The 23988-nt window shown below is 60.5% G+C and carries 20 protein-coding genes and 1 tRNA gene; 5 read left to right on the top strand and 16 right to left on the bottom strand.

From position 1 onward, the window contains the following. Nucleotides 1-33 precede the first annotated feature (33 nt). A complete protein-coding gene (locus ACLKMW_RS18830; RefSeq protein WP_415726038.1) occupies nucleotides 34-984 on the top strand; it encodes a DMT family transporter in 951 nt (316 codons plus the stop codon). Here the strand turns inward: ACLKMW_RS18830 and ACLKMW_RS18825 are convergent. Continuing rightward, entirely contained in the window at nucleotides 965-1849 is an 885-nt protein-coding gene (locus ACLKMW_RS18825; RefSeq protein WP_415726037.1) for a uracil-DNA glycosylase, read from the bottom strand. The two genes, ACLKMW_RS18830 and ACLKMW_RS18825, sit on opposite strands and share 20 nt — an antisense overlap. A 171-nt stretch (nucleotides 1850-2020) precedes the next feature. On the opposite strand from ACLKMW_RS18825, the gene ACLKMW_RS18820 reads away from it, so the two are divergent. Continuing rightward, nucleotides 2021-3706, top strand: a complete 1686-nt coding sequence (locus tag ACLKMW_RS18820) for an electron transfer flavoprotein-ubiquinone oxidoreductase (protein WP_415726036.1) — start codon at nucleotides 2021-2023, stop codon at nucleotides 3704-3706. 47 nt (nucleotides 3707-3753) lie between these two features. Here the strand turns inward: ACLKMW_RS18820 and ACLKMW_RS18815 are convergent, their stop codons facing one another. The 4 genes from ACLKMW_RS18815 to ACLKMW_RS18800 form a co-directional block, all read right to left on the bottom strand. After that, nucleotides 3754-4794: an endonuclease/exonuclease/phosphatase family protein gene (locus ACLKMW_RS18815; RefSeq protein WP_415726035.1), complete on the bottom strand. Its 1041-nt coding sequence runs from the start codon at nucleotides 4792-4794 to the stop codon at nucleotides 3754-3756. Between the two features lie 68 nt (nucleotides 4795-4862). Further along, nucleotides 4863-6365: an AMP nucleosidase gene (locus tag ACLKMW_RS18810; protein ID WP_415726034.1), complete on the bottom strand. Its 1503-nt coding sequence runs from the start codon at nucleotides 6363-6365 to the stop codon at nucleotides 4863-4865. Nucleotides 6366-6425: 60 nt separating this feature from the next. Beyond that, the gene (locus ACLKMW_RS18805; protein WP_415726033.1) at nucleotides 6426-6620 is read right to left on the bottom strand and encodes a hypothetical protein; all 195 of its coding nucleotides are present in this window, start codon (nucleotides 6618-6620) and stop codon (nucleotides 6426-6428) included. A gap of 21 nt (nucleotides 6621-6641) precedes the next feature. Next, the gene (locus ACLKMW_RS18800) at nucleotides 6642-6812 is read right to left on the bottom strand and encodes a hypothetical protein (RefSeq protein ID WP_415726031.1); all 171 of its coding nucleotides are present in this window, start codon (nucleotides 6810-6812) and stop codon (nucleotides 6642-6644) included. A gap of 170 nt (nucleotides 6813-6982) precedes the next feature. Here ACLKMW_RS18800 and ACLKMW_RS18795 point away from each other — a divergent pair, with 170 nt between their 5' ends. After that, nucleotides 6983-7687 carry a glutathione S-transferase family protein gene (locus tag ACLKMW_RS18795; protein ID WP_415726030.1) on the top strand — a complete coding sequence of 235 codons (705 nt, stop codon included), beginning with the start codon at nucleotides 6983-6985 and terminating at the stop codon, nucleotides 7685-7687. A gap of 57 nt (nucleotides 7688-7744) precedes the next feature. Here the strand turns inward: ACLKMW_RS18795 and ACLKMW_RS18790 are convergent, their stop codons facing one another. After that, on the bottom strand, nucleotides 7745-8086 hold the full coding sequence (locus ACLKMW_RS18790; protein ID WP_415726029.1) for a DUF2147 domain-containing protein: 342 nt from the start codon (nucleotides 8084-8086) through the stop codon (nucleotides 7745-7747). 438 nt (nucleotides 8087-8524) lie between these two features. On the opposite strand from ACLKMW_RS18790, the gene ACLKMW_RS18785 reads away from it, so the two are divergent. Beyond that, the gene (locus tag ACLKMW_RS18785) at nucleotides 8525-8791 is read left to right on the top strand and encodes a sel1 repeat family protein (protein WP_415726028.1); all 267 of its coding nucleotides are present in this window, start codon (nucleotides 8525-8527) and stop codon (nucleotides 8789-8791) included. Nucleotides 8792-8980: 189 nt separating this feature from the next. Here ACLKMW_RS18785 and ACLKMW_RS18780 read toward each other — a convergent pair whose 3' ends face one another. From ACLKMW_RS18780 to ACLKMW_RS18750, 7 genes are all read right to left on the bottom strand, one after another. Further along, a complete protein-coding gene (locus tag ACLKMW_RS18780) occupies nucleotides 8981-10939 on the bottom strand; it encodes an acetyl/propionyl/methylcrotonyl-CoA carboxylase subunit alpha (RefSeq protein ID WP_415726105.1) in 1959 nt (652 codons plus the stop codon). Between the two features lie 10 nt (nucleotides 10940-10949). Continuing rightward, on the bottom strand, nucleotides 10950-12557 hold the full coding sequence (locus tag ACLKMW_RS18775; RefSeq protein WP_415726027.1) for a carboxyl transferase domain-containing protein: 1608 nt from the start codon (nucleotides 12555-12557) through the stop codon (nucleotides 10950-10952). Then, a complete protein-coding gene (locus tag ACLKMW_RS18770; RefSeq protein ID WP_415726026.1) occupies nucleotides 12558-13721 on the bottom strand; it encodes an isovaleryl-CoA dehydrogenase in 1164 nt (387 codons plus the stop codon). It abuts the gene before it with no gap. Next, nucleotides 13702-14331 carry a TetR/AcrR family transcriptional regulator gene (locus ACLKMW_RS18765; RefSeq protein WP_415726025.1) on the bottom strand — a complete coding sequence of 210 codons (630 nt, stop codon included), beginning with the start codon at nucleotides 14329-14331 and terminating at the stop codon, nucleotides 13702-13704. Before ACLKMW_RS18765 ends, ACLKMW_RS18770 begins: the two co-directional genes overlap by 20 nt. Before the next feature lie 95 nt (nucleotides 14332-14426). Beyond that, complete coding sequence (locus ACLKMW_RS18760; RefSeq protein WP_415726024.1) at nucleotides 14427-15539, bottom strand: pyridoxal phosphate-dependent aminotransferase; 1113 nt, start codon at nucleotides 15537-15539, stop codon at nucleotides 14427-14429. Between the two features lie 123 nt (nucleotides 15540-15662). Continuing rightward, complete coding sequence (locus ACLKMW_RS18755) at nucleotides 15663-18743, bottom strand: efflux RND transporter permease subunit (RefSeq protein ID WP_415726023.1); 3081 nt, start codon at nucleotides 18741-18743, stop codon at nucleotides 15663-15665. Next, complete coding sequence (locus ACLKMW_RS18750; protein WP_415726022.1) at nucleotides 18740-19942, bottom strand: efflux RND transporter periplasmic adaptor subunit; 1203 nt, start codon at nucleotides 19940-19942, stop codon at nucleotides 18740-18742. The genes ACLKMW_RS18755 and ACLKMW_RS18750 overlap by 4 nt, the downstream gene beginning before the upstream one ends. Nucleotides 19943-20324: 382 nt before the next feature. Here ACLKMW_RS18750 and ACLKMW_RS18745 point away from each other — a divergent pair, with 382 nt between their 5' ends. Beyond that, the gene (locus ACLKMW_RS18745) at nucleotides 20325-20873 is read left to right on the top strand and encodes a TetR/AcrR family transcriptional regulator (protein WP_415726104.1); all 549 of its coding nucleotides are present in this window, start codon (nucleotides 20325-20327) and stop codon (nucleotides 20871-20873) included. On the opposite strand, the gene ACLKMW_RS18740 is transcribed toward ACLKMW_RS18745, so the two are convergent. From ACLKMW_RS18740 to ACLKMW_RS18730, 3 genes are all read right to left on the bottom strand, one after another. After that, entirely contained in the window at nucleotides 20844-21881 is a 1038-nt protein-coding gene (locus tag ACLKMW_RS18740) for a tyrosine-type recombinase/integrase (protein ID WP_415726021.1), read from the bottom strand. The two genes, ACLKMW_RS18745 and ACLKMW_RS18740, sit on opposite strands and share 30 nt — an antisense overlap. A gap of 263 nt (nucleotides 21882-22144) precedes the next feature. After that, nucleotides 22145-23272 (bottom strand): porin, encoded by a 1128-nt coding sequence (locus ACLKMW_RS18735; RefSeq protein WP_415726020.1) that lies wholly within the window; start codon nucleotides 23270-23272, stop codon nucleotides 22145-22147. A gap of 123 nt (nucleotides 23273-23395) precedes the next feature. Further along, nucleotides 23396-23486 (bottom strand) — tRNA-Ser (locus ACLKMW_RS18730). Between the last annotated feature and the right edge of the window lie 502 nt (nucleotides 23487-23988).

The raw sequence follows: 23988 nt of genomic DNA, 5'->3' as shown, positions 1-23988 counted from the left end.
GGAAGCGGCCATGCGCGCTACGGTTGCCGCAAAGTGAAGGCACAGTCGGGCATCTCTGCCAACCGCCCATTGACCGGCATAGCCTTCAAGGTCTCGTCGGTGGCTATATTTGTTGCGATGTCATCGCTGATAAAGGCGGCGGGGCCGTTGCCGGCAGGGCAGATCGTCTTCTACCGCTCATTTTTCGCCATGTTGCCGATCCTGATCTTTCTGGGTTTCCGCAATGAGTTAAGGACGGCATTTCAGACGGAACGTCCACTCAACCACATCGCACGCGGCGTGGTCGGCGTCCTCTCGATGGGGCTCGGTTTCTTTGCCCTGACGCGGCTGCCCCTGCCGGAGGCAATCACGCTCAACTATGCGCAACCGCTGCTGGTCGTCGTCTTCAGCGCCGTCTTCCTCGGCGAAGCCGTTCGCTTTTTTCGCTGGAGCGCCGTCATCGTTGGATTGATCGGCGTCTTCATTATCTCCTGGCCAAAATTGACCCTGCTCAGCGGGGGCACTCCGCTGGGAAATGAGGAGGCGATCGGCGTCCTTGCCGCACTTGCTGCGGCTGCGGTATCGGCGCTGGCAGCAATCCTCGTGCGCAGCCTCGTCCGCACCGAAAGGACCGGCACGATAGTCTTGTGGTTTTCGCTGACCGCAACGATCCTCTCGCTTTTGACCTATCCGTTCGGCTGGGCCTCGCTGACGGTCACCCAGATGGTATGCCTTTCCGGCGCCGGCCTCTGTGGCGGAATAGCTCAGCTCTTGATGACGGAAGCCTATCGACACGCGCTGCTGTCGACGGTGGCACCCTTCGAATATACGTCGATGATCCTCGCCATTGCAGTCGGCTATTTCGCGTTCGGCGACATGCCGACTGCCCATATGCTGGTCGGCGGAGTGATTGTCGTTGCCGCCGGCATCTTCATCATCTGGCGTGAACAGCGCCTGGGGCTCGAGCGGGGTGCGGCCAGGAAGCTCACACCGCCTCAGGGTTGAGTGTTCGGAGCCTGGCCTTCACTTCAAGGAAGTCCCGCCACACAAGTTTTTTATGCGCGGGGCTCCTCAGGAGATAAGCCGGATGAAGCGTCGGCATGGCAGGAATGGTGATGCCCGACCGCATCGTATAGGTCCGCCAGCCGCCGCGAAGCCTCAGTATCCCATCCGTGGTATGAAAGAGCGCCTTTGCCGAAGAGCCCCCGAGCGTGACCAGGAGCTTGGGATCGACCAACTCGATCTGTCGCTCGATGAAGGGCCGGCAGATTTCGGTTTCGTGCGGTGTCGGCGCGCGGTTGCCGGGCGGCCGCCACGGAATGATGTTGGCGATGTAGACGGTCGTTCGGTCAAGCCCGATGGCGGCAAGGATGCGGTCGAGAAGCTGGCCGGACTTACCGACGAAGGGCAGGCCCTCGAGGTCCTCGTCACGGCCTGGCGCTTCCCCTACCAGCATTACAGAGGCTTGCGGGTTGCCATCGGCGAAAACGAGGTTCTTGGCCGTCAGTTTCAGGTTGCAGCCCTCGAACGCCGCCATGCGTTGACGAAGCTCGTCCAGGGTGGCGGCACCATCGGCCAGTTCACGCGCAAGTGCCGCCTGGCCTTCATCGGGCACTGCAGCTACGGCTGGCGGGCGCGGTTGCGGAACTGCATTTCGTTCCGGCGCCGTGGATGGTCGTAACTCGGGCGGCTGCGCGACCGGCGAGACGCTCGGAGTTCTTGCCTGCAACGGCGCTGGCGGGACCGGCTTCGCATTTTCTGCGAAGCGATCCACGGCTTCCTCGACCAAGGCTTCGTCCGCTCCGGCTTCGGCATAGAAGGCGAGCAGGTCGGCGAGATTCAGCGGATCTGGTTTGGCGGCGAATGTCATATCCTACAATCCGACGACCACGTGTTGAAAGCAAGTCGGGGTTCGCGAACTGCGTGCGGAGATGCAAATGCTGCAATGCGACGGCAATCTGGTTTCGCGTCGCATTTGGATGGGCTATGGAGCACCAGATAGACAATATGCCCGAAAGCAAAAGCCAGTCTGGAGGAACAGATGAGCGAAATTGAACGCGAAAGCATGGAGTTCGATGTGGTCATCGTCGGCGCGGGGCCGGCGGGGCTTTCGGCCGCTATCAGGCTGAAGCAGATCAACCCGGAGCTTTCCGTCGTCGTTCTCGAAAAGGGAGCCGAAGTAGGCGCTCACATCCTTTCGGGCGCCGTCGTCGACCCCATCGGCATTGACCGCCTGCTGCCGGGCTGGCGCGAGGAAGAGGAGCATCCGTTCAAGACACCGGTGACCGACGACCATTTCCTGGTGCTGGGGAAGACCGGATCAGTTCGCTTGCCGAATTTCCTGATGCCGCCGCTCATGAACAATCATGGCAACTACATCGTTTCGCTCGGCAATGTCTGCCGTTGGCTGGCTGGCCATGCAGAAGCGCTGGGCGTGGAGATTTATCCCGGCTTTGCGGCGGCGAGCCTGATCTACAACGAGGCGGGCGCCGTTACCGGCGTCGTCACCGGCGACATGGGCGTCGAGCGCGACGGTTCGCAGGGACCGGCATTCGCGCCCGGGATGGCATTGCTTGGCAAATATGTGCTGCTTGGCGAGGGCGCGCGTGGATCGCTCTCCAAGCAGGTGATCGCGCAGTTCGGGCTCGACAAGGGGCGTGAACCCGGCAAGTACGGCATCGGCCTCAAGGAACTGTGGCAGGTCAAACCCGAGAATCACCGACCTGGCCTCGTCCAGCACTCCTTCGGCTGGCCCCTCGACATGAAGACGGGCGGCGGCTCGTTCCTCTATCATCTGGAGGACAATCAGGTCGCGGTCGGCTTCGTCGTTCATTTGAACTACAAGAACCCGTACCTTGCGCCGTTCGAGGAATTCCAGCGCTTCAAGACCCACCCTGCGATCCGCGGCACGTTTGAAGGCGCCAAGCGCATATCCTATGGCGCCCGGGCTATCACCGAGGGCGGCTGGCAGTCGGTACCGAAGCTGTCGTTTCCGGGCGGGGCACTGATCGGCTGCGCTGCCGGTTTCGTCAATGTGCCGCGCATCAAGGGCTCGCATAACGCCGTGCTTTCGGGCATGCAGGCGGCGGAGCACACGGCCGCCGCGATCGCGGCCGGGCGCGCCAACGACGAACTCACAGCCTACGAGGCCGGCTGGCGTGGCAGCGAAATCGGCAAGGACCTGAAGCGGGTCCGCAACGTCAAGCCGCTCTGGTCGCGTTTCGGAACCTTGGTCGGCGTCGGCCTCGGCGGGCTGGACATGTGGCTGAACACGCTGTTCGGCTTTTCTCCCTTCGGCACGATGAAGCATGGCAAGGCAGACTATGCTGCGCTGGAACCGGCCGAAAAGCATAAGCCGATCGCCTATACGAAGCCGGATGGCGTGCTGACTTTCGATCGCCTGTCCTCCGTGTTCCTGTCCAACACCAATCACGAGGAGAACCAGCCGGTTCATCTACAGGTCAGGGACATGGACCTGCAGAAACGGTCCGAATACGCGGTGTTCGCGGGTCCTTCGAGCCGCTATTGCCCGGCTGCCGTCTATGAATGGGTGGATGCTGACGGCAATTCGCTCGCAGGCGAGCCTAAGCCAAATCAGGATGCCCGCTTCGTCATCAACGCGCAAAACTGCGTCCACTGCAAGACATGCGACATCAAGGATCCGAACCAGAACATCAACTGGGTGCCGCCACAAGGCGGCGAGGGACCGGTCTATCCGAACTTGTGAGGATGGCCGGGCCGTCTGACCGCCGCCCGAAAAAAAGCCGGCGAAGACTAGCTTCCGGTTCGTAACGGCGAAGTGAGCGAGACCGTGGCAGTCGCGGTTTCCTCGTCCGGGCTCGGCGCTTTAGTCTTCAGCGAAAACTCGACGAGCACCGGAAGATGATCTGAACCGGCATCCTCGAGCGTATCGGCGGCATGGATCATCACGTCGCCCTTGTAGAGCACGTGGTCGATGGGCAGCCCCGCGAAGCGAAGAAATTGCGGCAGGCGATGAGATTGCCAGGTGGGCCCCACCAGCGGTGCAAGGGTCAGGCCACCCAGTTCGCCCACGCGCGAGACCGCGGCGCTCCATGGTGTGGCATTGAAGTCTCCGGCCAGCAATGCGGTGTCGGCAAGCGCTGCCAGCGACGGGGCGAGGCCCTCGATTTGCCATGACTGCTCAAATGGCCACGGCCAGCTCAGGTGGAGCGCGGCAATGTCCACGGCGCGGCCGCCAAAATCGATCGGTGCCACGGCGAAGGCGCCGCGCTCGTCGCATCGTGCCTCACTGCCCGCGACCAAGGGGCGCTTCGAAAGAATAGCGACGCCGAACACCGTATTCGGGTAGGGGCAGCGAATGGTGTGGGGATAGGTTGCCGAAAGAAGCTCCAGCCTGCTTGTCCACATCTCCGAAACTTCATCGAAGGTGATCACGTCCGGTCGCACGCGGCCGATCAGCGACAGGACCTTGTTCGGCTCGGGATTGTTGTACCGCAGATTGAGCTGAAGCAGCCGGTAGCGCGGCAGATGCTCGTCGACCGGTTGGAGACCCGCATGGACCGGACTGAGCCCCGGAACAGGAACGAGGCCGGTGGTGGCGAAGGCTGCGATGGCCAAGGCAAGGGCCACAATACCTTCCCTGATGAATTTGCCGAACAGCAACGGCAGCGCCGAAAGCATCATGAGCACGGCCAGATGCGCCCGGAAATGCGCCATCGAATCGAAAGCCTCGTGCAGTGTGCCGAAGAAGCCGGCAATCAGCGGCAGCGACAAGGCGACGGTTGCCGCAAAAGCGGCGAGCATAAGGATTTTTCGCGAAGCGATCCTGATCATGCCGGATCCTTAATCGGGAAAATTGCGCCCTATTCATGATCGGTCACGCAAGATAACCGCGCGTCGCGCTATTGGAATGCAGTTTCCGAGAAGCTGCGCAATTTGCGTGAATGCAGGCGCTCCATAGGCATTTCCGCCAGCTTCTCCATCGCCCTTATACCGATGCTCAAGTGCTGGGCCACCTGACGCTTGTAGAATTCGGTCGCCATTCCCGGCAGCTTCAATTCGCCATGCAATGGCTTGTCCGATACGCACAAAAGCGTGCCATAGGGAACGCGGAAGCGGAAACCGTTCGCAGCGATCGTTGCCGACTCCATGTCGAGCGCGATCGCCCGCGACTGCGAAAGCCGTTGTACCGGGCCGCGCTGGTCGCGCAGTTCCCAATTGCGATTGTCGATAGTCGCGACCGTTCCGGTGCGCATGATACGCTTCAGGTCGTAACCGGAAAGACCGGTCACTTCGGCGACCGCTTCTTGCAGCGCCACCTGGATTTCGGCCAGCGGCGGAATCGGAATCCAGACAGGAAGATCGTCATCGAGCACGTGGTCCTCGCGCACATAGGCATGCGCCAGGACATAATCGCCGAGCGCCTGCGTATTGCGCAGGCCGGCGCAGTGGCCAAGCATCACCCAGGCGTGCGGCCGAAGCACCGCGATGTGGTCGGTGATGGTCTTGGCGTTGGAGGGGCCGATGCCGATATTGACCATGGTGATGCCGCCATGGTCGCTTTTCTTGAGGTGGTAGGCCGGCATTTGCGGCATGCGCGAGAGGATTGCGCCGTTGCCGGGCCGGGTCTCGCCCGCCTTGGTGACCACATGGCCGGGTTCCACGAACTCGTCATAGCCGCCGCCACCCTTGGCCATAAGGTCGCGCGCATAGGTGCAGAACTCGTCGATATAGAACTGATAGTTGGTGAAGAGCACGAAGTTCTGGAAATGCACCGGCGCGGTCGCCGTATAGTGCGACAGCCGATGCAGCGAATAGTCGACGCGCTGCGCCGTGAACGGTGCCAGCGGCCGGGGATAGCCCGGCAGGTTCTCGAATGTTCCGTTGGCGATATGGTCGTCGGTTCCGTCGAGGTCCGGCACGTCGAAGAGGTCGCGGATCGGGCGCCTGATGCGGTCGGCGATGGAGCCGTCGACATGCGTCCCTTCGACAAAGGCAAAATGCAGCGGGATCGGCGTTTCGGATTCCGAGACCGTGACAGGGACGCCGTGATTGCGCATGATCAGCGTAAGCTGTTCGACGAGGTAGCTTTCGAAGAGGTCGGGCCGCGTGATCGTGGTCGCGTAGTGGCCGGGCAGGGGCATATGGCCATAGGCCTGCCTGGAATCGACCTGCGTATGGGATGCGGTCGTCACTCCGATTTCGGGATAGAAGGCGCGATATCTGCGATGGCTGTCGCCGTCCTTGGCAAGCGCGGTAAATGAATCGCGCAGGAAGGTGGTGTTGCGGGCGTAGAGTTCTTTGAGTGCGTGGACGGCCTCCATTGCATCGGTGAAGCTCTGCTGCACGAATGGCTTGGGGCTGGAAATTGCGTCTATGGGCGCAGGGTAGATTCTCTTTTCCATGGCCCAATATAATGTCTCGCGCTCACCCTTGGGAGGGGCGGCGGCCGGCTTTTTTGACGGTCAGCCGCGCTGCAGCATGACCATCAGCACAAAACCCGCTCCGGATTTCTTCAGTGCCGGGGCCTCGATGGTGGTGACGCTTGCGCCGCGCGCCGCGGGCATCGCAAGAAGCGGTGCTGCAAGCAGCATGGCGACAAATGCGGCCCGAGGCAGGAGCCGGAGGACTTTCAGTACGTTTGAGGTGGTCGCGGTCATTGGCGTGGCTTTCGCAGTGATCTACCGACTCCGCAGCGAGATGCAGCCAGGCGTGGCGTCATAGTGACAGGTGCTGACCACACCCTGGCGCCATTGACGCTCGGGACGGCCGGCCTGCGCGACGAGGATCGAGAAGAGCATGCCGAACAGGGTCATCAACAGGCAGACTATGGTGAAGCGGCGGGCAAGCATTGGTATCTCCTTGATAGGCTGGAGAATGCCCGCTTCAGACTGAACGGCCTCTGAGACCTCTGTTCATCCTAGGTTCAATTTTATTAATTCTGGAGGCGATAGCGTTTGCTTGCGTTTGAACCCGAACGGCTTATCTCCAAGGATATGTTCACGACATGGAGAACGCCGACATGACCATTCAGACCAAGCCCATCGAGCTCTATTACTGGCCGACACCGAACGGCTGGAAAATAACGATCATGCTGGAAGAACTCGGTGTGCCCTATACGGTCAAGTTCGTGAACATCGGCAAGGGCGAGCAGTTCGAGCCCTCTTTCCTGAAGATTTCACCCAACAACCGCATGCCGGCAATCATCGACCCGGAAGGTCCAGGCGGCCAGCCGATCTCGGTTTTCGAATCCGGCGCGATTCTGCAGTATCTCGGCCGCAAGTTCGGCAAGTTCTATCCTGCCGACGAGCGTCAGCGCGTCGAAGTCGAGCAGTGGCTGTTCTGGCAGGTCGGTGGGCTTGGGCCGATGGCCGGTCAGGCGCATCATTTCCGCCAATATGCCCCTGAAAAAATCCAGTACGGCATCGACCGCTACACCAAGGAGGTGAATCGGCTCTACGGCGTCATGAACAAGCGGCTCGCCGACCGTGATTACCTGGCCGGTGATTATTCGATTGCCGACATGGCCAGCATTGGCTGGGTCAAGCCATATAAGAACCAGGGCCAGGACCTGGCGGACTTTCCAAATCTGAAGCGTTGGTTCGAGGCAATTCTGGCAAGGCCCGCGGTTGAGCGGGCATTAGCCGTCGGCGAAGAAAACCGCAGCAATCTGGCCGACGACAAGGAGGCCCAGAAAGTCCTGTTCGGCCAGATGGCCCGCGCCTGACGCAAACGAGAGCCCCACGGGAATCCGCCTCGCGGGGCGTTCTGATAGATATGAAGTTTAAAGCTTCGACCAGACCTGCGTCTTGCAGAATATCTTCAGCGCGCATCCTGTCATGTCGAGGCGGGCGCCGGACAGCCTCGCTGAACCGGAGTAGGTTCTGTCGTCCTTGGGGTCAGTGATCGTGCCGGAATATTTGCCGTCGCCAGATGACCTGAACGTGCCGATCTGCTTGCCGACATAGTTGCCGGTTTTCATCACGATGCAGAAACTGCCGCCGCATGCCTTGATGGCGGCGGTGGGACCGGCTTGTGTCTTCCAATCCCCCTCTATCGGATCCGCATGGGCGGCGCTTGCCATCAACAGGACAGCGCCGATTGTCATGCTCAACCTGCGAAACATACAAATCCTCCCTTGGCATGTTCCGGCCGAACTCGCTCTCTCCATCGAGTTCCGACATTTACGCAAACGTAAGCTAGCTCAATCGTCGATAATACGAAAGCCGCTGTCGCGACGGCGAAACGCGTCTTCGAGGCTTTTTCCCGGAGGTTGTAATCATCTTTAACGACAGTCGGCGAAGTCCGTCCCCGTTTCGTGGTTATTGAACCCTTTCTGGCGACCGGCGAAATTTTGACGAGTTTTCTGCAAAAGCCCGCAATAGCGCGATCTCTATACTTAATGAATTCAGTCGTTTACCTCTTGTTTGAACTTTGTTTGCCCCAAATTAAGCACGTGATTTAACGACGGATTCAAGGCTCAGGTCCATTCTTCGAAGCATCGGAAGGGCAGCCCGGCAACGAAAAGAGGCAGCCCTCCAGCAACGGGACAGGGACCTTCGAAATGGCACGTTTTGAGATACTTGAAGCCGGCCTCGGCACCATGGGCACCACCGCGCAGGCCGACATTCTGCTGGAACTTGGCATGATGTATGCCGTCGGCCGCGATTGCGAGATCGATGTCGTCAGCGCCCACAAATGGTTCAACATCGCCGCGATCAAGGGTTCGGCCAGAGCCGCCGAATTGCGCGCGGAACTCTCGGCGACGATGTCCAAGGCCGAAATTGCCCATGCGCTGCGCGACGCACGCGAATGGATGACCGAGCACTGAGATATCCAGAACGATAGGGCGAAGGCCGCGCAGACGGTCCCGCCTCAACAACAGAACGCGGCCGCTTGGAGGCGGGCCAGCCGCGCGTCACGACAGGGTGAGCAATGCACTTTCCGGGCGGGGGCGCCCACACGGTCACAGAAAGCCGCGACCCCATATGGGTGCGTGGCTTTCTGTGAATCGAGAGGCTCATGTCGCCGTTTCTTCGAACCGCACCAGCACCGTTCCATCATCGACCTGCGCGCCCTCGGCGGCGATCTCGGCGATCGTGCCGTCATGCTGGGCCGCAATCGTGTGCTCCATCTTCATCGCTTCGAGAACGAGCAGCGGCTGGCCCTTGGTGACGTGGTCGCCCTTGGCGGCCCTCACCAGCTTGACCATGCCGGGCATCGGCGCCCGCATGCTGGCCTGAGCACCCTCGGCTTCCGCCGCCTTGGCGAACGGATCGACAGTGGTAAAGCCGAATGCCGATCCATTGGCGAAAATCGTGACATGACCTGGCCACGCGGCTTTCCGGTATAAGTGGTCGGCCGAGATCACGACCGAGCTGTCGGACCCGGCCGGACGCACCTCAAACCGCCCGTCGTGGCGTTGCCGTACCGTGCCGACCGTTTCCTCGCCACCGAAGCGAACAGTCGCACGCCGCCAGATTGGATGGAAATGGCTATAGCCGATTGCGAGGTCCCACGGATCACTGGATTGTGCGACATGGCTCGCTCCCGATGCGGCAAGCAACGCCTGCGCGATAATCTCAACGCCGGGGACTTCGCCCTTCACGAGCGTATCCTGCTTGCGGGCAATCAGGTCCGTGTCTACGTCGCCGGCGATGAAATCCGGGTCGTGCGCCAACGCGGCTAAAAAGCCGATATTCGTCGTCGAGCCTGCGATCTCGCTGTTTTCCAGAGCATCCGAAAGAGCCGAAAGCGCAGACTGCCGGTCGGCCCCATGCACCACCAGCTTCGCGATCATCGGATCATAGTACGGCGAAATGGCATCGCCCTGGCGCACGCCGGTTTCCACCCGCATGGACGACCCATCCAGACTGGCATCCGAAAACCGCAGGTGACGCAGCGTGCCTGTTGCCGGCAGAAAATCCTTTGCCGGATCTTCGGCATAGATGCGAGCTTCGAAGGCGTGTCCGGTGATTTCCAGATCGCCTTGGCTTGCCGGCAGCTTCTCGCCGGCAGCGATCCGCAATTGCCATTCGACCAGATCGACGCCGGCAACCATTTCGGTAACCGGGTGCTCGACCTGCAGCCGCGTGTTCATTTCCATGAACCAGAACCGGTCGGGCCTAAGGCCATCGGAGGCATCGACGATGAATTCGATCGTGCCGGCGCCGGAATAGGAGATCGCCTTGGCGGCCTTCACCGCCGCGTCGGTCATGGCGTCGCGCATCTCGGCGGTCATGCCGGGGGCAGGGGCCTCCTCGATCACCTTCTGATGGCGGCGTTGTGCGGAGCAGTCGCGTTCGAACAGATGCACGACATTGCCGAAATTGTCGCCGAAGACCTGGCATTCAATGTGACGCGGCTTGTCGACATATTTCTCGACCAGCACGCGGTCGTCGCCGAAAGCGGCTTTGGCTTCGCGCCGTGCGCCGGACAGCGCCTCGGGAAAATCGTCGGGATTATCGACGCGGCGCATCCCCTTGCCGCCGCCGCCCGCCCGCGCCTTGATCAGCACCGGATAGCCGATCTCGCGCGCCTTGGAGGCCAGCACCACGATCTCCTGCGCCTCGCCGTGATAGCCCGGCACGACGGGCACGCCGGCCTTTTCCATCAGCCGCTTGGCGGCATCCTTCAGGCCCATGGCGCGGATGGAAGCAGCCGACGGGCCGATGAAGACAAGACCGGCGCTGGTCACAGCGTCGACAAAATCCGGATTTTCTGAGAGAAAGCCATAGCCCGGATGGATGGCCTGGGCTCCGGTCTGCTTCGCCGCTTCGATGATCTTGTCGCCGCGCAGATAGCTTTCGGACGCGGGTGAGGGGCCGATATGCACGGCCTCGTCGGCCATCTCGACATGCAGCGATCTCGCATCCGCATCGGAATAGACCGCGACTGTCTTCACGCCCATCTTACGCGCGGTGCGGATGATGCGGCAGGCGATCTCCCCACGATTGGCGATCAGGATTTTCGAGAACATGGTCATCGCATCACATCCTGAACAAGCCGAATTTCGTCTCGGCGACCGGCGCGTTGAGCGCGGCGCTCAGGGACAGTGCCAGAACCTGGCGCGACTTGGCCGGATCGATGATGCCATCGTCCCACAGGCGGGCCGACGAATAGAGCGGCTGGCCTTCATGCTCATATTTCATCAGGATCGGCTTCCTGAATTTCTTCTCCTCCTCGGCCGACCATTCGCCGCCCTTGCGCTCGATGCCCTCGCGCTTGACCATGGCAAGCACGGTCGCGGCCTGCTCGCCGCCCATGACCGAAATGCGGGCATTGGGCCACATCCATAGGAAACGGGGGGAGAAGGCGCGGCCGCACATGCCGTAATTTCCCGCGCCGAACGAACCGCCCACGATCATCGTCACCTTGGGCACCTGCGCGGTCGCAACTGCCGTCACCAGCTTGGCTCCGTCCTTGGCAATGCCGCCCGCCTCATATTTGCGCCCCACCATGAAGCCGGTGATGTTTTGCAGGAAGATCAGTGGAATGCCGCGCTGGCAGCACAGTTCAATGAAATGCGCGCCCTTCAGCGCGCTTTCGGAGAACAGCACGCCATTGTTGCCAAGTATCCCGACCGGCATGCCGTAAAGATGCGCAAAGCCGGTCACCAGCGTCGTGCCGTAGTTCTGCTTGAATTCGTCGAACTCCGAACCGTCGACGATACGGGCGATCACTTCGCGCACGTCATAAGGCCGGCGCGTGTCGGCCGGGACGATGCCGTAAATTTCATCCGGCGCATAAAGCGGCGGAATCACTTTCTTCAGTTCGAGCCCTATGTGCTTCTGGCGATTCAGGTTTCTGACGATTTGCCGGGTGATCGCCAGCGCGTGCTCATCGTCCATGGCGTAGTGGTCGGCTACGCCGGATTGACGTGTGTGAACCTCCGCGCCGCCGAGTTCCTCCGCCGTTACGTCCTCCCCGGTAGCCGCCTTCACCAGCGGCGGCCCACCGAGGAAGATCGTCGCCTGGTTGCGCACCATGATCGTTTCATCCGACATCGCCGGCACATAGGCACCACCAGCCGTGCACGAACCCATCACGCAGGCGATCTGTGCGATGCCGACCGCCGACATATTGGCCTGGTTGAAGAATATACGGCCGAAATGGTCGCGATCCGGAAACACCTCGTCCTGGTTCGGCAGGTTCGCGCCGCCGCTGTCTACCAGATAGACGCAGGGCAGATTGTTCTGCATGGCGATTTCCTGCGCCCGCAGATGCTTCTTGACCGTTATCGGATAGTAGGTGCCGCCCTTCACGGTCGCGTCGTTGATGACGATCATGACTTCGCGTCCTTCGACGCGACCGATCCCGGCAATCAGGCCGGCTGATGAAATATCGCCACCATACATTTCCCATGCGGCGAACTGACCGATCTCGAGAAAGGGAGAACCCGGATCGAGAAGCTGCGCCAGCCGCTCGCGGGGAAGCAGCTTGCCGCGCGACCGGTGGCGCTCGCGCGCGGCTTCCGAGCCGCCTTGCTCGACAGTCGCCGCTGCTTCGGCAATGTCGGCCACCAGCGTCCGCATCTGTTCGGCATTGGCCCTGAAAGCTTCGGAGGAGGGGGAAATCTGCGATTGGAGAACGGGCATTCAGATGTCTTCCGCCATGATTTCGCGTCCGATCAGCCAGCGCCTTATTTCGCTGGTGCCCGCGCCGATCTCGTAGAGCTTCGCATCGCGCAGCAGGCGGCCTGTCGGATATTCGTTGATATAACCGTTGCCGCCAAGAAGCTGGATCGCATCGAGGGCCATTTGCGTCGCCTTTTCAGCCGCAAACAGAATGCAGCCCGCCGAATCCTTGCGTGTGGTGCGGCCGGCGTCGCAGGCGGCGGCGACGCCATAGACATAGGCGCGGGCGGCATTCATCGTCGTGTACATGTCGGCAAGCTTGCCCTGCACAAGCTGGAACTCGCCAATCTGCTGTCCGAACTGCTTGCGCTCATGCGCGTAAGGCACGGCAACATCCATGCAGGCGGCCATGATGCCAAGCGGCCCGCCCGCCAGCACGGTGCGTTCGTAGTCAAGGCCGGACATCAGCACTTCGATGCCGCTGCCTTCCTCATGCAGTACGTTCTCGAACGGCACTTCGACCTTGTCGAATACCAGTTCGCCCGTGTTGGAACCGCGCATGCCGAGCTTGTCGAGCTTCTGCGCCACGGAAAAGCCCGGCATCGCTTTTTCGACGATGAATGCAGTGATGCCGCGCGATTTCCGTTCCGGCGCGGTCTTGGCGTAAACCACCAACGTATCTGCGTCCGGACCGTTGGTGATCCACATCTTGGTGCCGTTCAGGACGTAGCGATCGTTGTGCTTTTCGGCGCGCAGTTTCAGCGAGACAACGTCGGAGCCGGAGCCCGCTTCCGACATGGCGAGCGCGCCAACTTTCTCGCCAGAACAAAGAGAAGGCAGGTATCTCTCCTTTTGTGCTGGCGTGGCCCACCGGTTGATCTGGTTCACGCATAGATTGGAATGTGCGCCATAGGAGAGGCCGACCGAGGCCGAGGCCCGTGAAATCTCTTCCATCGCCACGACGTGGGCGAGATAGCCCATGCCGGTGCCGCCGAAATCCGGGTCGGCGGTAATGCCGAGGAGCCCGAGAGCGCCCATTTCGGACCACAAATCCGCAGGAAACTCATTGCTCCGGTCGATCTCGGCGGCGATCGGCGCAATTCTGTCCTGTGCAAAGCGGCGCACCAGATCGCGTAGGCCGTCAATGTCCTCGCCTTGCCCGAAATCAAGCGTATGCGTGTACATGGCGAACGTCCCTGAGGGTTCCAGCACCGGTAAGGCGCATTGTCATTTCAAGATAGGTCTCGGCCACTTCTTCCACCGACAGCCGCTCGTCCGGCCGGAACCAGACAATGACGCCGGTGATCATCTGGATGATGGCAATAGCCGTCAGCTCGATATCGTCGACGAGAAAGGCGCCGGTTTCCGTGCCGTCGCGCAATATCTGGCGCAATTCCTTCTCATAGGTAGTCCGCAGACGAAGAATATGGGTAAGATTTTCCCGCGAGAGACTGCGCAGTTCCATGTTCGATACATGGGTCGCGTGGCGGCGCGCGACATGGAAGCCGATATGGTTGCGCACGAATGCGGCCAGCCGCGCGCGCGGATCGGCGGCTGGGGGCCGAACTGCGTTCCAGGCAACGATCAGCCCCTCCATATGTTCGCGCATCAGCGTGAACAGCAGATCTTCCTTGGTCGGGAAATAGCGGTAGAGCGCGGCGGCCTGTACGCCGACTTCGCCGGCTAGCTGGCGCATGGATACGGCTTCAAAGCCGAAGCGCGCGATGAGATTGATCGCGGCTTCACGAATTGCGGCTTCGGTTTTGCCGCCCTCGGATCCGGTGGTGCGCGCCATTTGCTGCTCCGATGCGAAATAATAAAACGAACGTTCAATTAATTCAAGAGGCGCGAAACACTGCGCGTCGCCCGGGGTTTGTGTTGAACTTCCTTTCAGTCAGCGCGCGCGGCGGCAAGCGCGCGAGGCAATTCCTCGGCGAGTATCGCCAGTTCGTGCTCCAGCCCGACGCTGATGCGGATACAACGGTCCAGAACCGGCACCATCGGCTTGCGAATGAATATGTCGCGCGCCAGCAGGTTCTGCATCACCTTCAACGCAAAGCCGCCATCGGCCGCGCAGTCCAGGGTGACGAAATTCGTCGCCGAAGCGATCGGCTTCAGTCCGTTATCCCTTGCGATTGCCGCGATGCGCTCGCGGCCGGCGGCGACTTGAGCGACAACCTTTTCGAGATGAGCCTGGTCGGCGAGCGCGGCTGCTCCTGCGATCTGCGCCATGCGGCTGACGCCATAGTGGTCGCGGACTTTCTCGAAATCGCGGATTGTCTGCGCTTCGCCGACGGCATAACCGCAGCGGATGCCTGCCAGTCCGTAGGCTTTGGAGAAGGTCCGCATCCGAATGACATTAGGACGGCTGACGTCGATCGGTGGAAGGGCGCTGGCCGGTCCGGTCTCGCCATAGGCTTCGTCGAGCACCAGCATGGTGGTTTCCGGCAGCGCTTCGATGAACCGGACAATCTCGTCCGCATCCCACCATGTACCCATGGGGTTGTCGGGATTGGACAGATAAACCAGGGGCGCTTTTTCCCGCTTCATGGCGGCAAGCAAGCCATCAAGGCTCTCGCGGTCGTTTTCGTAAGGCACGGCCACCAGACGGCCACCGCTGGCGGCAACATGGAAGTTGAAGGTCGGATAGGCGCCGAGCGATGTCACCACCGGCGAGCCGGGCGAGATGTAAAGCCGCACGAGAATATTGAGCAGGCCGTCTATGCCTTGTCCGACGACGATGTTCTGACGTTCGACGCCAAGATGTTCGGCAAGCGCGACCTTGAGGTCGTGATTGTCGGGGTCGCAATACATCCACATGTCGGGTGCCGCGTCCGTCATCGCCGCAACGACGCCGGGCGCAGGGCCAAAGCTGCTTTCGTTCGCGCCGAGACGGGCGCGAAAGGCGCGGCCGCTGGCCCGCTGCTGCGCTTCGGGGCCGACGAAGGGAACCGTGGAAGGAAGCGCCTGCATGAGGGGTGTCGGCGATGGGCGTCTGGTCATTGCGGGCCTCTGGGTGGGGCTGCGTCGAAAGCGGCAGCCCAACGATTAATCCGACCAGCAGATAGCAAAAATCCGCAGGCTTCGCTGCGGATTTTTGCTTGGCCTTAGGTCAGTGGTGAGGGCTTATGCGGACGTTGCCGGTTCGCTCACACCCTCTGTTTCCACGACGCCGCGATGGACGACATCTTTTTCGGAGATGATCGTGTAGAACATCGGCACCACGAAAAGCGTGAAGGTGGTTCCGATCAGGATGCCTGAGAAGATCACCAGGCCCATCGAGTAACGCGCGGCAGCACCGGCACCCATAGCCGTTATCAACGGCACAACGCCGAGTGCCATCGCCGCGGTCGTCATCAGGATCGGGCGCAGGCGCACCTTGGCGGAAGCCACGATGGCCTCACGCCGCGACAGTCCGTGCTGTTCGCGCTGCTGGTTGGCGAATTCCACCAACAGGATGCCGTGTTTGGTGATCAGGCCGATAAGCGTGATCAGCCCCACCTGCGTGTAGATGTTCAGCGTGCCGAGCCCGAGATTGAGCGGGACGATGGCGCCGAAGATCGACAGCGGCACCGACATCATGATGATGAGCGGATCGCGGAAGCTTTCGAACTGTGCGGCAAGCACCAGATAGATCACGATCACAGCAAGGCCGAAGGCGATGACGATCGTGTTTCCCTGCTCCTTTTCAAGCCGCGATTGGCCGGAATAGTCGGTGAAGAAACCAGCCGGCATCAGCGGTCGGGCAATCTCTTCGATCGTCGCCAATCCCGTGCCGGTCGTTACGCCGGGCACCGGCAGGGCCGAGATCGTAGCCGAGTTCAACTGATTGAACTGCTCGATGGAAGAAGGCGATGAATTGGTGCTGATATTCACCACCGCCGACAGCGGCACCATCTCGCCTGAAATGCTGCGGACGTAGAATTTGCCGAGCTCTTCCGGGTTCTCGCGATATTTTTGCGGTACCTGAGTGATGATGTCGTAGCTGTTGGAATCGCGATCGAACTGGGCGATCGACCCACCGCCGACCAGCAGGCCAAGCGTCGTGCCAATGTCCCGGATGGGCAGGTTGAGGGCTGCCGCACGATCGCGATCGATGGTGACGGTCACTTGCGGCGCATCGAAGGATAGCGAGTTCTGGACGACGATGAACCGGCCGGAAGCTTCAGCCTCCTTCTTGATCCGATCGGCGACTTCGAAGACTTCGCTCGGATCGCCCGTCGACTGAATGACCATCGAAATGGGCAGGCCACCACCGGCGCCGGGCAGGGAGGGTGGCGCAAACACCAGCGCTTCCGCACCCGACACCTTGGAAAGCCGCCCTTGAATATCCTGCTGGATCTCCTTCTGCGAGCGGTCACGCTCAGCCCAGTCCTTGAAGGCCCAGACCGCGAAGCCGCTGTTGGTCTCCCCGCCAAGCCCAACGATGGAGAAGTTGGCGCGAAGTTCAGGAATGTCCTCCGTCAGGTCGCGAATCTGGTCGGCATAGAGGCTGGTATATTCCGAGGTCGCATAGCGCGGCGTCTGGATGAGCGAAAACAGCGCCCCAACATCTTCCTCGGGCGCCAGTTCGCTTGACGTCTTGAAGAACATGTAGCCGGTGACGCCCATCAGCGCGACCACCACCATCAAAGTCACCGGCCGGTATTTGAGCGAACCGGAAACCAGCCGTTCGTAACCGTTGGCAACGCGGTCGAAGGAGCGGTCGATGAAGCCTTGGAACCGGCTGTGGCCGGGTCTGAGGATTCGTGCCGACATCATCGGCGTGATGGTGACTGCGACGAAGCCCGAAATGATGACGGCGCCGGCGAGCGTGACGGCGAACTCTCGAAAAAGCGAACCGGTCAGGCCGCCGGTGAAGGCGAGCGGTGCGAACACGGCTGCGAGCGTGATCGTCATGGCCACCACCGGACCGAAAATCTCACGCATGCCGACGAACGCCGCCTGCATCGGCGTCATCCCATCTTCCATGTGCCGGTGGATATTCTCCACCACGACGATGGCGTCGTCGACCACCAGACCGATGGCGAGCACCATGGCCAGAAGCGACAGCAGGTTGATGGAGTAGCCCATCATCAGCAGGATGAAACAGACGCCGATCAGCGACAACGGAATGGTGACGACCGGCATAAGCACCGAGCGGAATGAGCCGAGGAAAAGCAGGATGACCAGGACGACGATGGCGACTGCCTCGGCGATCGTCTTGAACACCTCTTCGATCGAGGCGCTGATCGTCTCGGTCGCATCATAGACCATGGTGATGGTCATGCCTTCCGGCAGGCTCGCCTGAATGGCCGGCAATTCGTCGATGACGGCGGCGGCCGTGTCGAGCGGGTTTGCGGAGGGTGTCGGGAAAATACCGATGAACGTTCCCGGCTCGCCATTGAAATTGACGACGGTATCGGTGCTCTCCGCGCCGAGTTCGACTTCGGCGACATCGCGCAGCCTGACAACGTTGCCGTTTTCGGCGCGCAGCGGCAGCGCTCCGAACGCCTCTGGCGTCTGCAAGGTCGAGCGCATCGTAATCGAATGGGCGACATATTCGTTCTTCGTCTTGCCGGGCGCGGCGAGAAAGTTGGACGAATTGATCGCGTTGAGCAGTTCCGAGGCAGTCAGGCCGCGCGCCGCGAGGCGGACGGGGTCTACCCATATGCGCATAGAGTAGTTGGCCGCGCCCAGGATTTGCACTTCGGCAACGCCCTGGATGGTCGAGACGCGCGGACGAATAACGCGCTCGATATACTCGGTCAGCTGCTCCGATGTCATGTTGGGGTTCTGCATCGCGAGATACATGATCGCGAACTGCATGCCGGTGCCTTTGACGATGGTCGGGTCCTCGGCATCCTCCGGAAGCTGGCTCTTGACCTGCTGAACCTTCGACATGACTTCGGTGAGCGCCACGTCCGGGTTCGAGCCGAGCTTCATCTGTACGGTCACCACGCTTGTCGAGGGACGGCTTTGCGATGTGACATAGTCGATGTTCTCCGTCGTCGAAACGGCGGCGGCGATCGGCGAGGTAATGAAGCCCTGGATCAGGTCGGCACTGGCACCGGGATAGGGGGTCGTGATCGTGATCACGGTTTCTTCGACTTCCGGATACTCGCGCACCGAAAGATTGAAAATGCCCTGGAACCCCAGCAGCAGGATCATGAAGGCAACCACCGTCGACAGGACGGGGCGGCGGATAAAGATGTCTGAGAAGCTCATTTGGCGGCCGGCTGCGGTTGTGCCGGATTGGCAGGGTTGACGGTATTGTCGACGTTTACGGGCGTGCCGTTGGACAGGCGGTTCTGGCCGGCGGTCACCACCTGGTCACCGGCAGAAATTCCTTCAAGGATTTCAACCAGCCCATGGGAACGGCGTCCGGGCTTGACGAAGACCTGGGTGGCAACCATGGCCGGCTGCGCGTCGGCGGCCGGCTGTGCGTCGGCAGCCGGGGCGGGTTGGGCCGATGCCTCGCCGGCTTCCGCGGGCTTGGTTTCTTCCTCGTCCTTCTTCGCCGGCTTCACCACATAGACGTAATCGCCATAGAGGCTGGTGACGAGAGAGGTCTGGGCAACGGCGAGCACGTCCTTTTCTTCCGGAAGCACGACTTCGACCTGAACGAACTGGCCGGGGCTCAGCTTTCCTTCCGGATTGGTTACCTCGGCGCGGACGGTCACCATGCGCGAGGTCGGATCCACCTTGGGTTCGATGCCCTTGATCGTGCCCACAAAGGGCATGTCCTCGGCAGTGACGCCGAAGCGAACCGGTCCGCCGATCTTCAGCAGGTTAAGCTGCTGCTCGGGAATCGCGAAATCGGCACGCATCGTCTCCAGGTCCTGAATGGTCGCCACGATCGTGCCCGGCGCAAGATATTGTCCGATATCCACCCTCGGAATGCCGATCGTTCCGGAGAACGGGGCGCGCAACTGCTTCTGGTCCAGCACTGCCTGCAGCTTGGCAACTTCCGACTCCGAGGCGGAGGCCGCGGCACGCGCCTGGTCAAGGGTGACGTCCGATCCGACGCCGCGCTTTTGCAACTCGGCGGCCCGATTGAGCGTCGTCTTGTCCAACGCCGCTTGCGTCTTGCCCGCCTCGAGATCTGCCCTTTGTACCGCATCGTCCAACTGGATGAGTATCTCTCCAGCCTCGACCTTTTGATTTGACGTGAAAAGCACTTCCTTGACGACGCCGGCTGTTTCGACGGTCAGGTCCACGCCCTGTGCGGCCCGCACCGTACCGAGAGCCTCGATGCCCGGCGTCCAGTCACGCGGTTCAACGGTTTCCGCAGCCACGGTGACCGTTGCGACCGGCATATTGGCGAAGAACTGCTCGATCGCATTGTCGCGGAACATGTTGAAGCCCACGATGCCCCCGCAGATCAGGACGAGGAGAACGAATGCTATGATGAAACGCTTGATCATGGGCGGCACCGGCCTGAAAAAAGTTTGATGAGTCCAACCTGCTGGCTTCCGAGCTTCGCTAAATCAAAACGCGAAATTTGAAAACAGCGGCGTGCTTACTGTACCGTCTGGACGGTAATGTCAATTGCGGTGTATAGACGCTGGAAGCGGCTTTGACCGCTTTTTGCAAAGTGATGCATGAAAACAAGGGTTTTGAATGGCGCAATCTGCCGTCTTTGGGCAATGCAGTTGACCGAGAATCGGATCCTGAGCCGGCTTTTTGCTTCCGAACGAGAAGAAGGAACAGTGCTGTTTTGGCAAATGCGGTCGAAGAGCATGAATCTGTAGAGCCTAAGCGGTCCGGTGCGGGCCCGGTGCTCCAAAGGGTTGGTGGGAGGCGGCCATAGCGGACGTCAAAAGAAGCTCGCGGCAAAAGATTCTGGCGGCCGCGGCCGATCTGGCTTGCGAAATCGGACCGGGGCACCTGTCGCTTGACGCCGTCGCTCAGCGGGCAGGGGTGTCGAAAGGCGGCCTGCTCTACAATTTTTCGAGCAAGGCGAAATTGCTGGAGGCCCTGGTCGAGAAGCATCTCGACGATTTCGACGCGGCGCTGACTGAAACGGAAACGCGCCACAGCGGCGAGCAAAACAGCCTGCTGGTCGCTTGCCTGGAACTTTTCGCCGCCGAACGTCAGCAATGTCAGCCGCCGCCTTCGGGCGTGTTGGCTGCCATGGTTGAGAATCCCGAGCTCCTGGCGCCGATCAAACGGTTCAAGCGTGCCCTGCTAGACCGTATGAAGGCCAATGCCGAACACGAAAACGATGCACTCCTGGTCTATCTTGTTCTGGAAGGTATGCGCAGCCTGCGCCTGTTCGACGTGGATATCTTGTCGCTTGCCGAACAGGACGCCGCGATCACGTCGCTAGCCGAAATTCTTGCTGAGCGACGCTGACCTGCGATTCGAAATCGCAGCCCCCGGAACAACCACTCTGGCGTCGTCTTCATCGTCGCCATGTTTTTTCGGCGAGTGAGGACGATAGCATTCACGATCCAGCACATTGACGCACGCGTCCAGATCGGACGTGGCCAGATGGGCGTAGCGCATTGTCATCTGCAAGGTCTGGTGGCCCAGCCACATCTGCACCCGGCGAATGTCTATTCCGCCCTGCACGAGGCGAGACGCGCAGGTATGTCGCAATATATGGGGTACGACCTGCTCATCCGCACCCAATCCGACCTCGGCCTTGGCTTCATTCCAGATGGCGCGAAAACGCGCCGCCGTAAGCATGCTGAAAGGTCCCTTGCGGTGGGCGCGCTCGACATGCACTACCTGTTCGGCACGCACGGTCAGCGGGATCGTGCGGCTGCGTCCGGATTTGGTGATCCAGAAACTGACGCGATGCCCATGAATATCGTTCCAGATCAGACCGAGCGCCTCGCCAAGTCGGCATCCCGAATCGACGAGGAAAATGCAGAGCCGATAGCAATCTTCGCAGCGCTTCCTAATGGCGCCGAACAGCCGATCCTCCTCCGCGTGTTCGAGGAAGCGGATTCTGCCCGCCCGTTCCTTTTGTCGGCGGAACTCCGGAAGGCTGTGGATATCTCCCATCTTGTGGGCCTTTCGCAGCAATTTGCTCAGCGCCGCCATCTTTCTATTGATGGTCGCGTTGCTGTTGCCGCGCTCGCGAAGCGCACCGATGAGGTCGTCGAGGGTGCTCTGGTCAAAGGCGCTGAAACGTTGTCCGAGCAGGATTTCGTTCAGCTCACCAATAAAGAATGTGACATTATATTTATGGTTTCCATCTTCCCACAATATATTCTTGTATTTTTCAAAGAGCTCACTGATCGAGAAGCTCTCTACAACAGTGAATATGCCGCTGTTGTAGCTCGCACCGGCACCGAAGCTTGCCGTGTACGAGATGGCATGGCTCGAGAACTCGCGTAACGCGTCAGTTTTCATCTTCAGATATTTTCCCCAAGCAGTACCAGCTAAGGTCTGTTGATACCCGCCTGGGTCCAAATACATGGTTGTAGGAATATTGGAAGCTCTTCAACCTGGGATCCCTGCAAAGTTAGGCGTTTGATTCCCGTCCTCACGTCGCTTCGATCCCTGCGCTTTCCCCGATCTCCTTCTTGTAGCCCCCGCCAACGCCGGCGTCTGAAAAGCAACAGCCCGGAACCGAGGTCCCGGGCTGCCAAGTTCATGTTAGAGCGCCGAGCGCATTAGAACGAGCGCTGGAAGCGGAGGTAACCGCCCCAATCGTCTTCACGTTCGCCGGTGACCGGATCCTGCACAGAAGCGTAGGAGATTTCCGGACGGATCACGAACAGCGGAACGATGTTGTAGTCGAGGCCGACAACAGCGCCGAAGGTCTCGTCTTCGTCATAAGACAACTGCACGTTCAGAGCAGTCTTCTCGTTGAAGCGAGCCGTACCGCCGGCCCAGACAGCCCAGTCGCCGCCCCAGACGCCGTAGAAGTTCGGAGCGTCAAGGCCGCCGAAATCGTCGTCGTCCGCACCGGACTTGTAGCCGGCCATCGCGAACAGGGTGATGTTTTCGGTTGCGTTCACGTCGACGCGGACCTTGCCGGCCCACTCTTCCCAAACCGAGTCGTAACCGACGACAGCGGCAACCTTGCCCCAGCCCTGGGTGAACGAAGCACCGGCCACAACGTGCGGCACATAGCTGTCAAGGGTGTAGATTCCACCGCGACCGTTGTTACCCTCTTCGAAGCCGATCGTGGCTGCGAAGCCGTTGCCGGCGGTGAAGGTGTAGGAGATCTGGTGGCTCTTGCCCGGCGAGTAGGCGACGATGCTGTCCTGGATCACGGCGCCAGCCGAATCCGTCAGCCACTCGAACATCGAGTCGGAGTAGCCGACGCGGAAGCCGCCGAGTTCGATCCAGGCATGGTCGAAGGCAAAAAAGCTGTCGGTAAAGACCTGGTTGAGCACGCCGCCGGTCACGTCGGTTTCGTTGTTGAAGTTGAGGGCCATGTAGCCACGCAGCGTGCCGAATTCGGTCTCACCACGGGCGTCGAGCTGCACCTGGGCGCGCATCAACTTGTAGTAGGTGTCGTTGTAGTCAAGAACGCCGTCTTCGGCGAAGTCCTTACGATCAACGACGTCCTGATGTCCCCACATGCCGACGCCGATGTCGTAACGCAGATAGCCGCCGACGCGCAGGCAGGTCTCGGTGCCGGGGATGTAGTAGAAGCCGGCGCCGTAGACGTCGCAGACGCGGACATATTCCATGGGCTCAGGCTCAGCGACGACGACGGCGTCGGCGGCCCGTGCACCGGAGACTGCGACGATCGCCGCAGCGGAGCCGATGAGAAGGCTCTTGATGTTCATTTTCTGACCTCCAGTCAGAATCTGAACAAGGTGCGTCGCATACACCGCGCGCCACGCAGGATTCGCCCGAGGGCAGGCGCTAACTCGTTGAAAATGTTGATGATTGGCGACACGTCGCTTGAATGGCGGAGAGGATGGGATTCGAACCCACGAGAAGCTTTTGACCTCTACTCCCTTAGCAGGGGAGCGCCTTCGACCACTCGGCCACCTCTCCGGTGTCCCGCTGGATAAAGAAAACAGCGTCGACAAGCAAGCAGCCGCGATGCGAGTCTATTAAAAAAGACCGCTTGGCACCGCGCCAGGTCATCCCTCCTGGATCGGCCATGCGAATCGCACGGCGACGAATACACAGCGATTCTTCCGCCTGGAGCTCGGATTCGTCGCCTTTCGAGGCTGTCAGGGTTAACAACTCGTATAGGCCCGCCCTGAAATCGTGTCATTTGTGCCACAGGATTGCCCGATAGCGCCCGCTGCGTTCGTCTCTGCCTTGGAACTTGGTTGAACGGCAGTCCACCATGAGTAATGTCGGTTTCGAGGAAGGGGCGAGCATTCGTGTCTTTTTCGGTATTGGGGATGGGGCAGGGAAAGCTGTCCTTCAGCAAAAAATACCCAGACCCGTTTTTTAACTTTTGACTGGAGGTCAGAAAATGAACATCAAGAGCCTTCTCATCGGCTCCGCTGCGGCGATCGTCGCAGTCTCCGGTGCACGGGCCGCC

Source organism: Borborobacter xinjiangensis (genome assembly GCF_047739745.1).
Taxonomy (GTDB): Bacteria; Pseudomonadota; Alphaproteobacteria; order Rhizobiales; family Rhizobiaceae; genus Pseudaminobacter.
This window is presented reverse-complemented; position numbering and strand designations above follow the sequence as displayed.

What these genes read in the sequence shown, in the direction of transcription:
- ACLKMW_RS18825 (WP_415726037.1), bottom strand. Translation starts at nt 1,849, where the DNA reads ATGACATTCGCCGCCAAACCAGATCCGCTGAATCTCGCCGACCTGCTC.
- ACLKMW_RS18820 (WP_415726036.1), top strand. Translation starts at nt 2,021, where the DNA reads ATGAGCGAAATTGAACGCGAAAGCATGGAGTTCGATGTGGTCATCGTC.
- ACLKMW_RS18815 (WP_415726035.1), bottom strand. Translation starts at nt 4,794, where the DNA reads ATGATCAGGATCGCTTCGCGAAAAATCCTTATGCTCGCCGCTTTTGCG.
- ACLKMW_RS18810 (WP_415726034.1), bottom strand. Translation starts at nt 6,365, where the DNA reads ATGGAAAAGAGAATCTACCCTGCGCCCATAGACGCAATTTCCAGCCCC.
- ACLKMW_RS18805 (WP_415726033.1), bottom strand. Translation starts at nt 6,620, where the DNA reads ATGACCGCGACCACCTCAAACGTACTGAAAGTCCTCCGGCTCCTGCCT.
- ACLKMW_RS18800 (WP_415726031.1), bottom strand. Translation starts at nt 6,812, where the DNA reads ATGCTTGCCCGCCGCTTCACCATAGTCTGCCTGTTGATGACCCTGTTC.
- ACLKMW_RS18795 (WP_415726030.1), top strand. Translation starts at nt 6,983, where the DNA reads ATGACCATTCAGACCAAGCCCATCGAGCTCTATTACTGGCCGACACCG.
- ACLKMW_RS18790 (WP_415726029.1), bottom strand. Translation starts at nt 8,086, where the DNA reads ATGTTTCGCAGGTTGAGCATGACAATCGGCGCTGTCCTGTTGATGGCA.
- ACLKMW_RS18785 (WP_415726028.1), top strand. Translation starts at nt 8,525, where the DNA reads ATGGCACGTTTTGAGATACTTGAAGCCGGCCTCGGCACCATGGGCACC.
- ACLKMW_RS18780 (WP_415726105.1), bottom strand. Translation starts at nt 10,939, where the DNA reads ATGTTCTCGAAAATCCTGATCGCCAATCGTGGGGAGATCGCCTGCCGC.
- ACLKMW_RS18775 (WP_415726027.1), bottom strand. Translation starts at nt 12,557, where the DNA reads ATGCCCGTTCTCCAATCGCAGATTTCCCCCTCCTCCGAAGCTTTCAGG.
- ACLKMW_RS18770 (WP_415726026.1), bottom strand. Translation starts at nt 13,721, where the DNA reads ATGTACACGCATACGCTTGATTTCGGGCAAGGCGAGGACATTGACGGC.
- ACLKMW_RS18765 (WP_415726025.1), bottom strand. Translation starts at nt 14,331, where the DNA reads ATGGCGCGCACCACCGGATCCGAGGGCGGCAAAACCGAAGCCGCAATT.
- ACLKMW_RS18760 (WP_415726024.1), bottom strand. Translation starts at nt 15,539, where the DNA reads ATGACCAGACGCCCATCGCCGACACCCCTCATGCAGGCGCTTCCTTCC.
- ACLKMW_RS18755 (WP_415726023.1), bottom strand. Translation starts at nt 18,743, where the DNA reads ATGAGCTTCTCAGACATCTTTATCCGCCGCCCCGTCCTGTCGACGGTG.
- ACLKMW_RS18750 (WP_415726022.1), bottom strand. Translation starts at nt 19,942, where the DNA reads ATGATCAAGCGTTTCATCATAGCATTCGTTCTCCTCGTCCTGATCTGC.
- ACLKMW_RS18740 (WP_415726021.1), bottom strand. Translation starts at nt 21,881, where the DNA reads ATGAAAACTGACGCGTTACGCGAGTTCTCGAGCCATGCCATCTCGTAC.
- ACLKMW_RS18735 (WP_415726020.1), bottom strand. Translation starts at nt 23,272, where the DNA reads ATGAACATCAAGAGCCTTCTCATCGGCTCCGCTGCGGCGATCGTCGCA.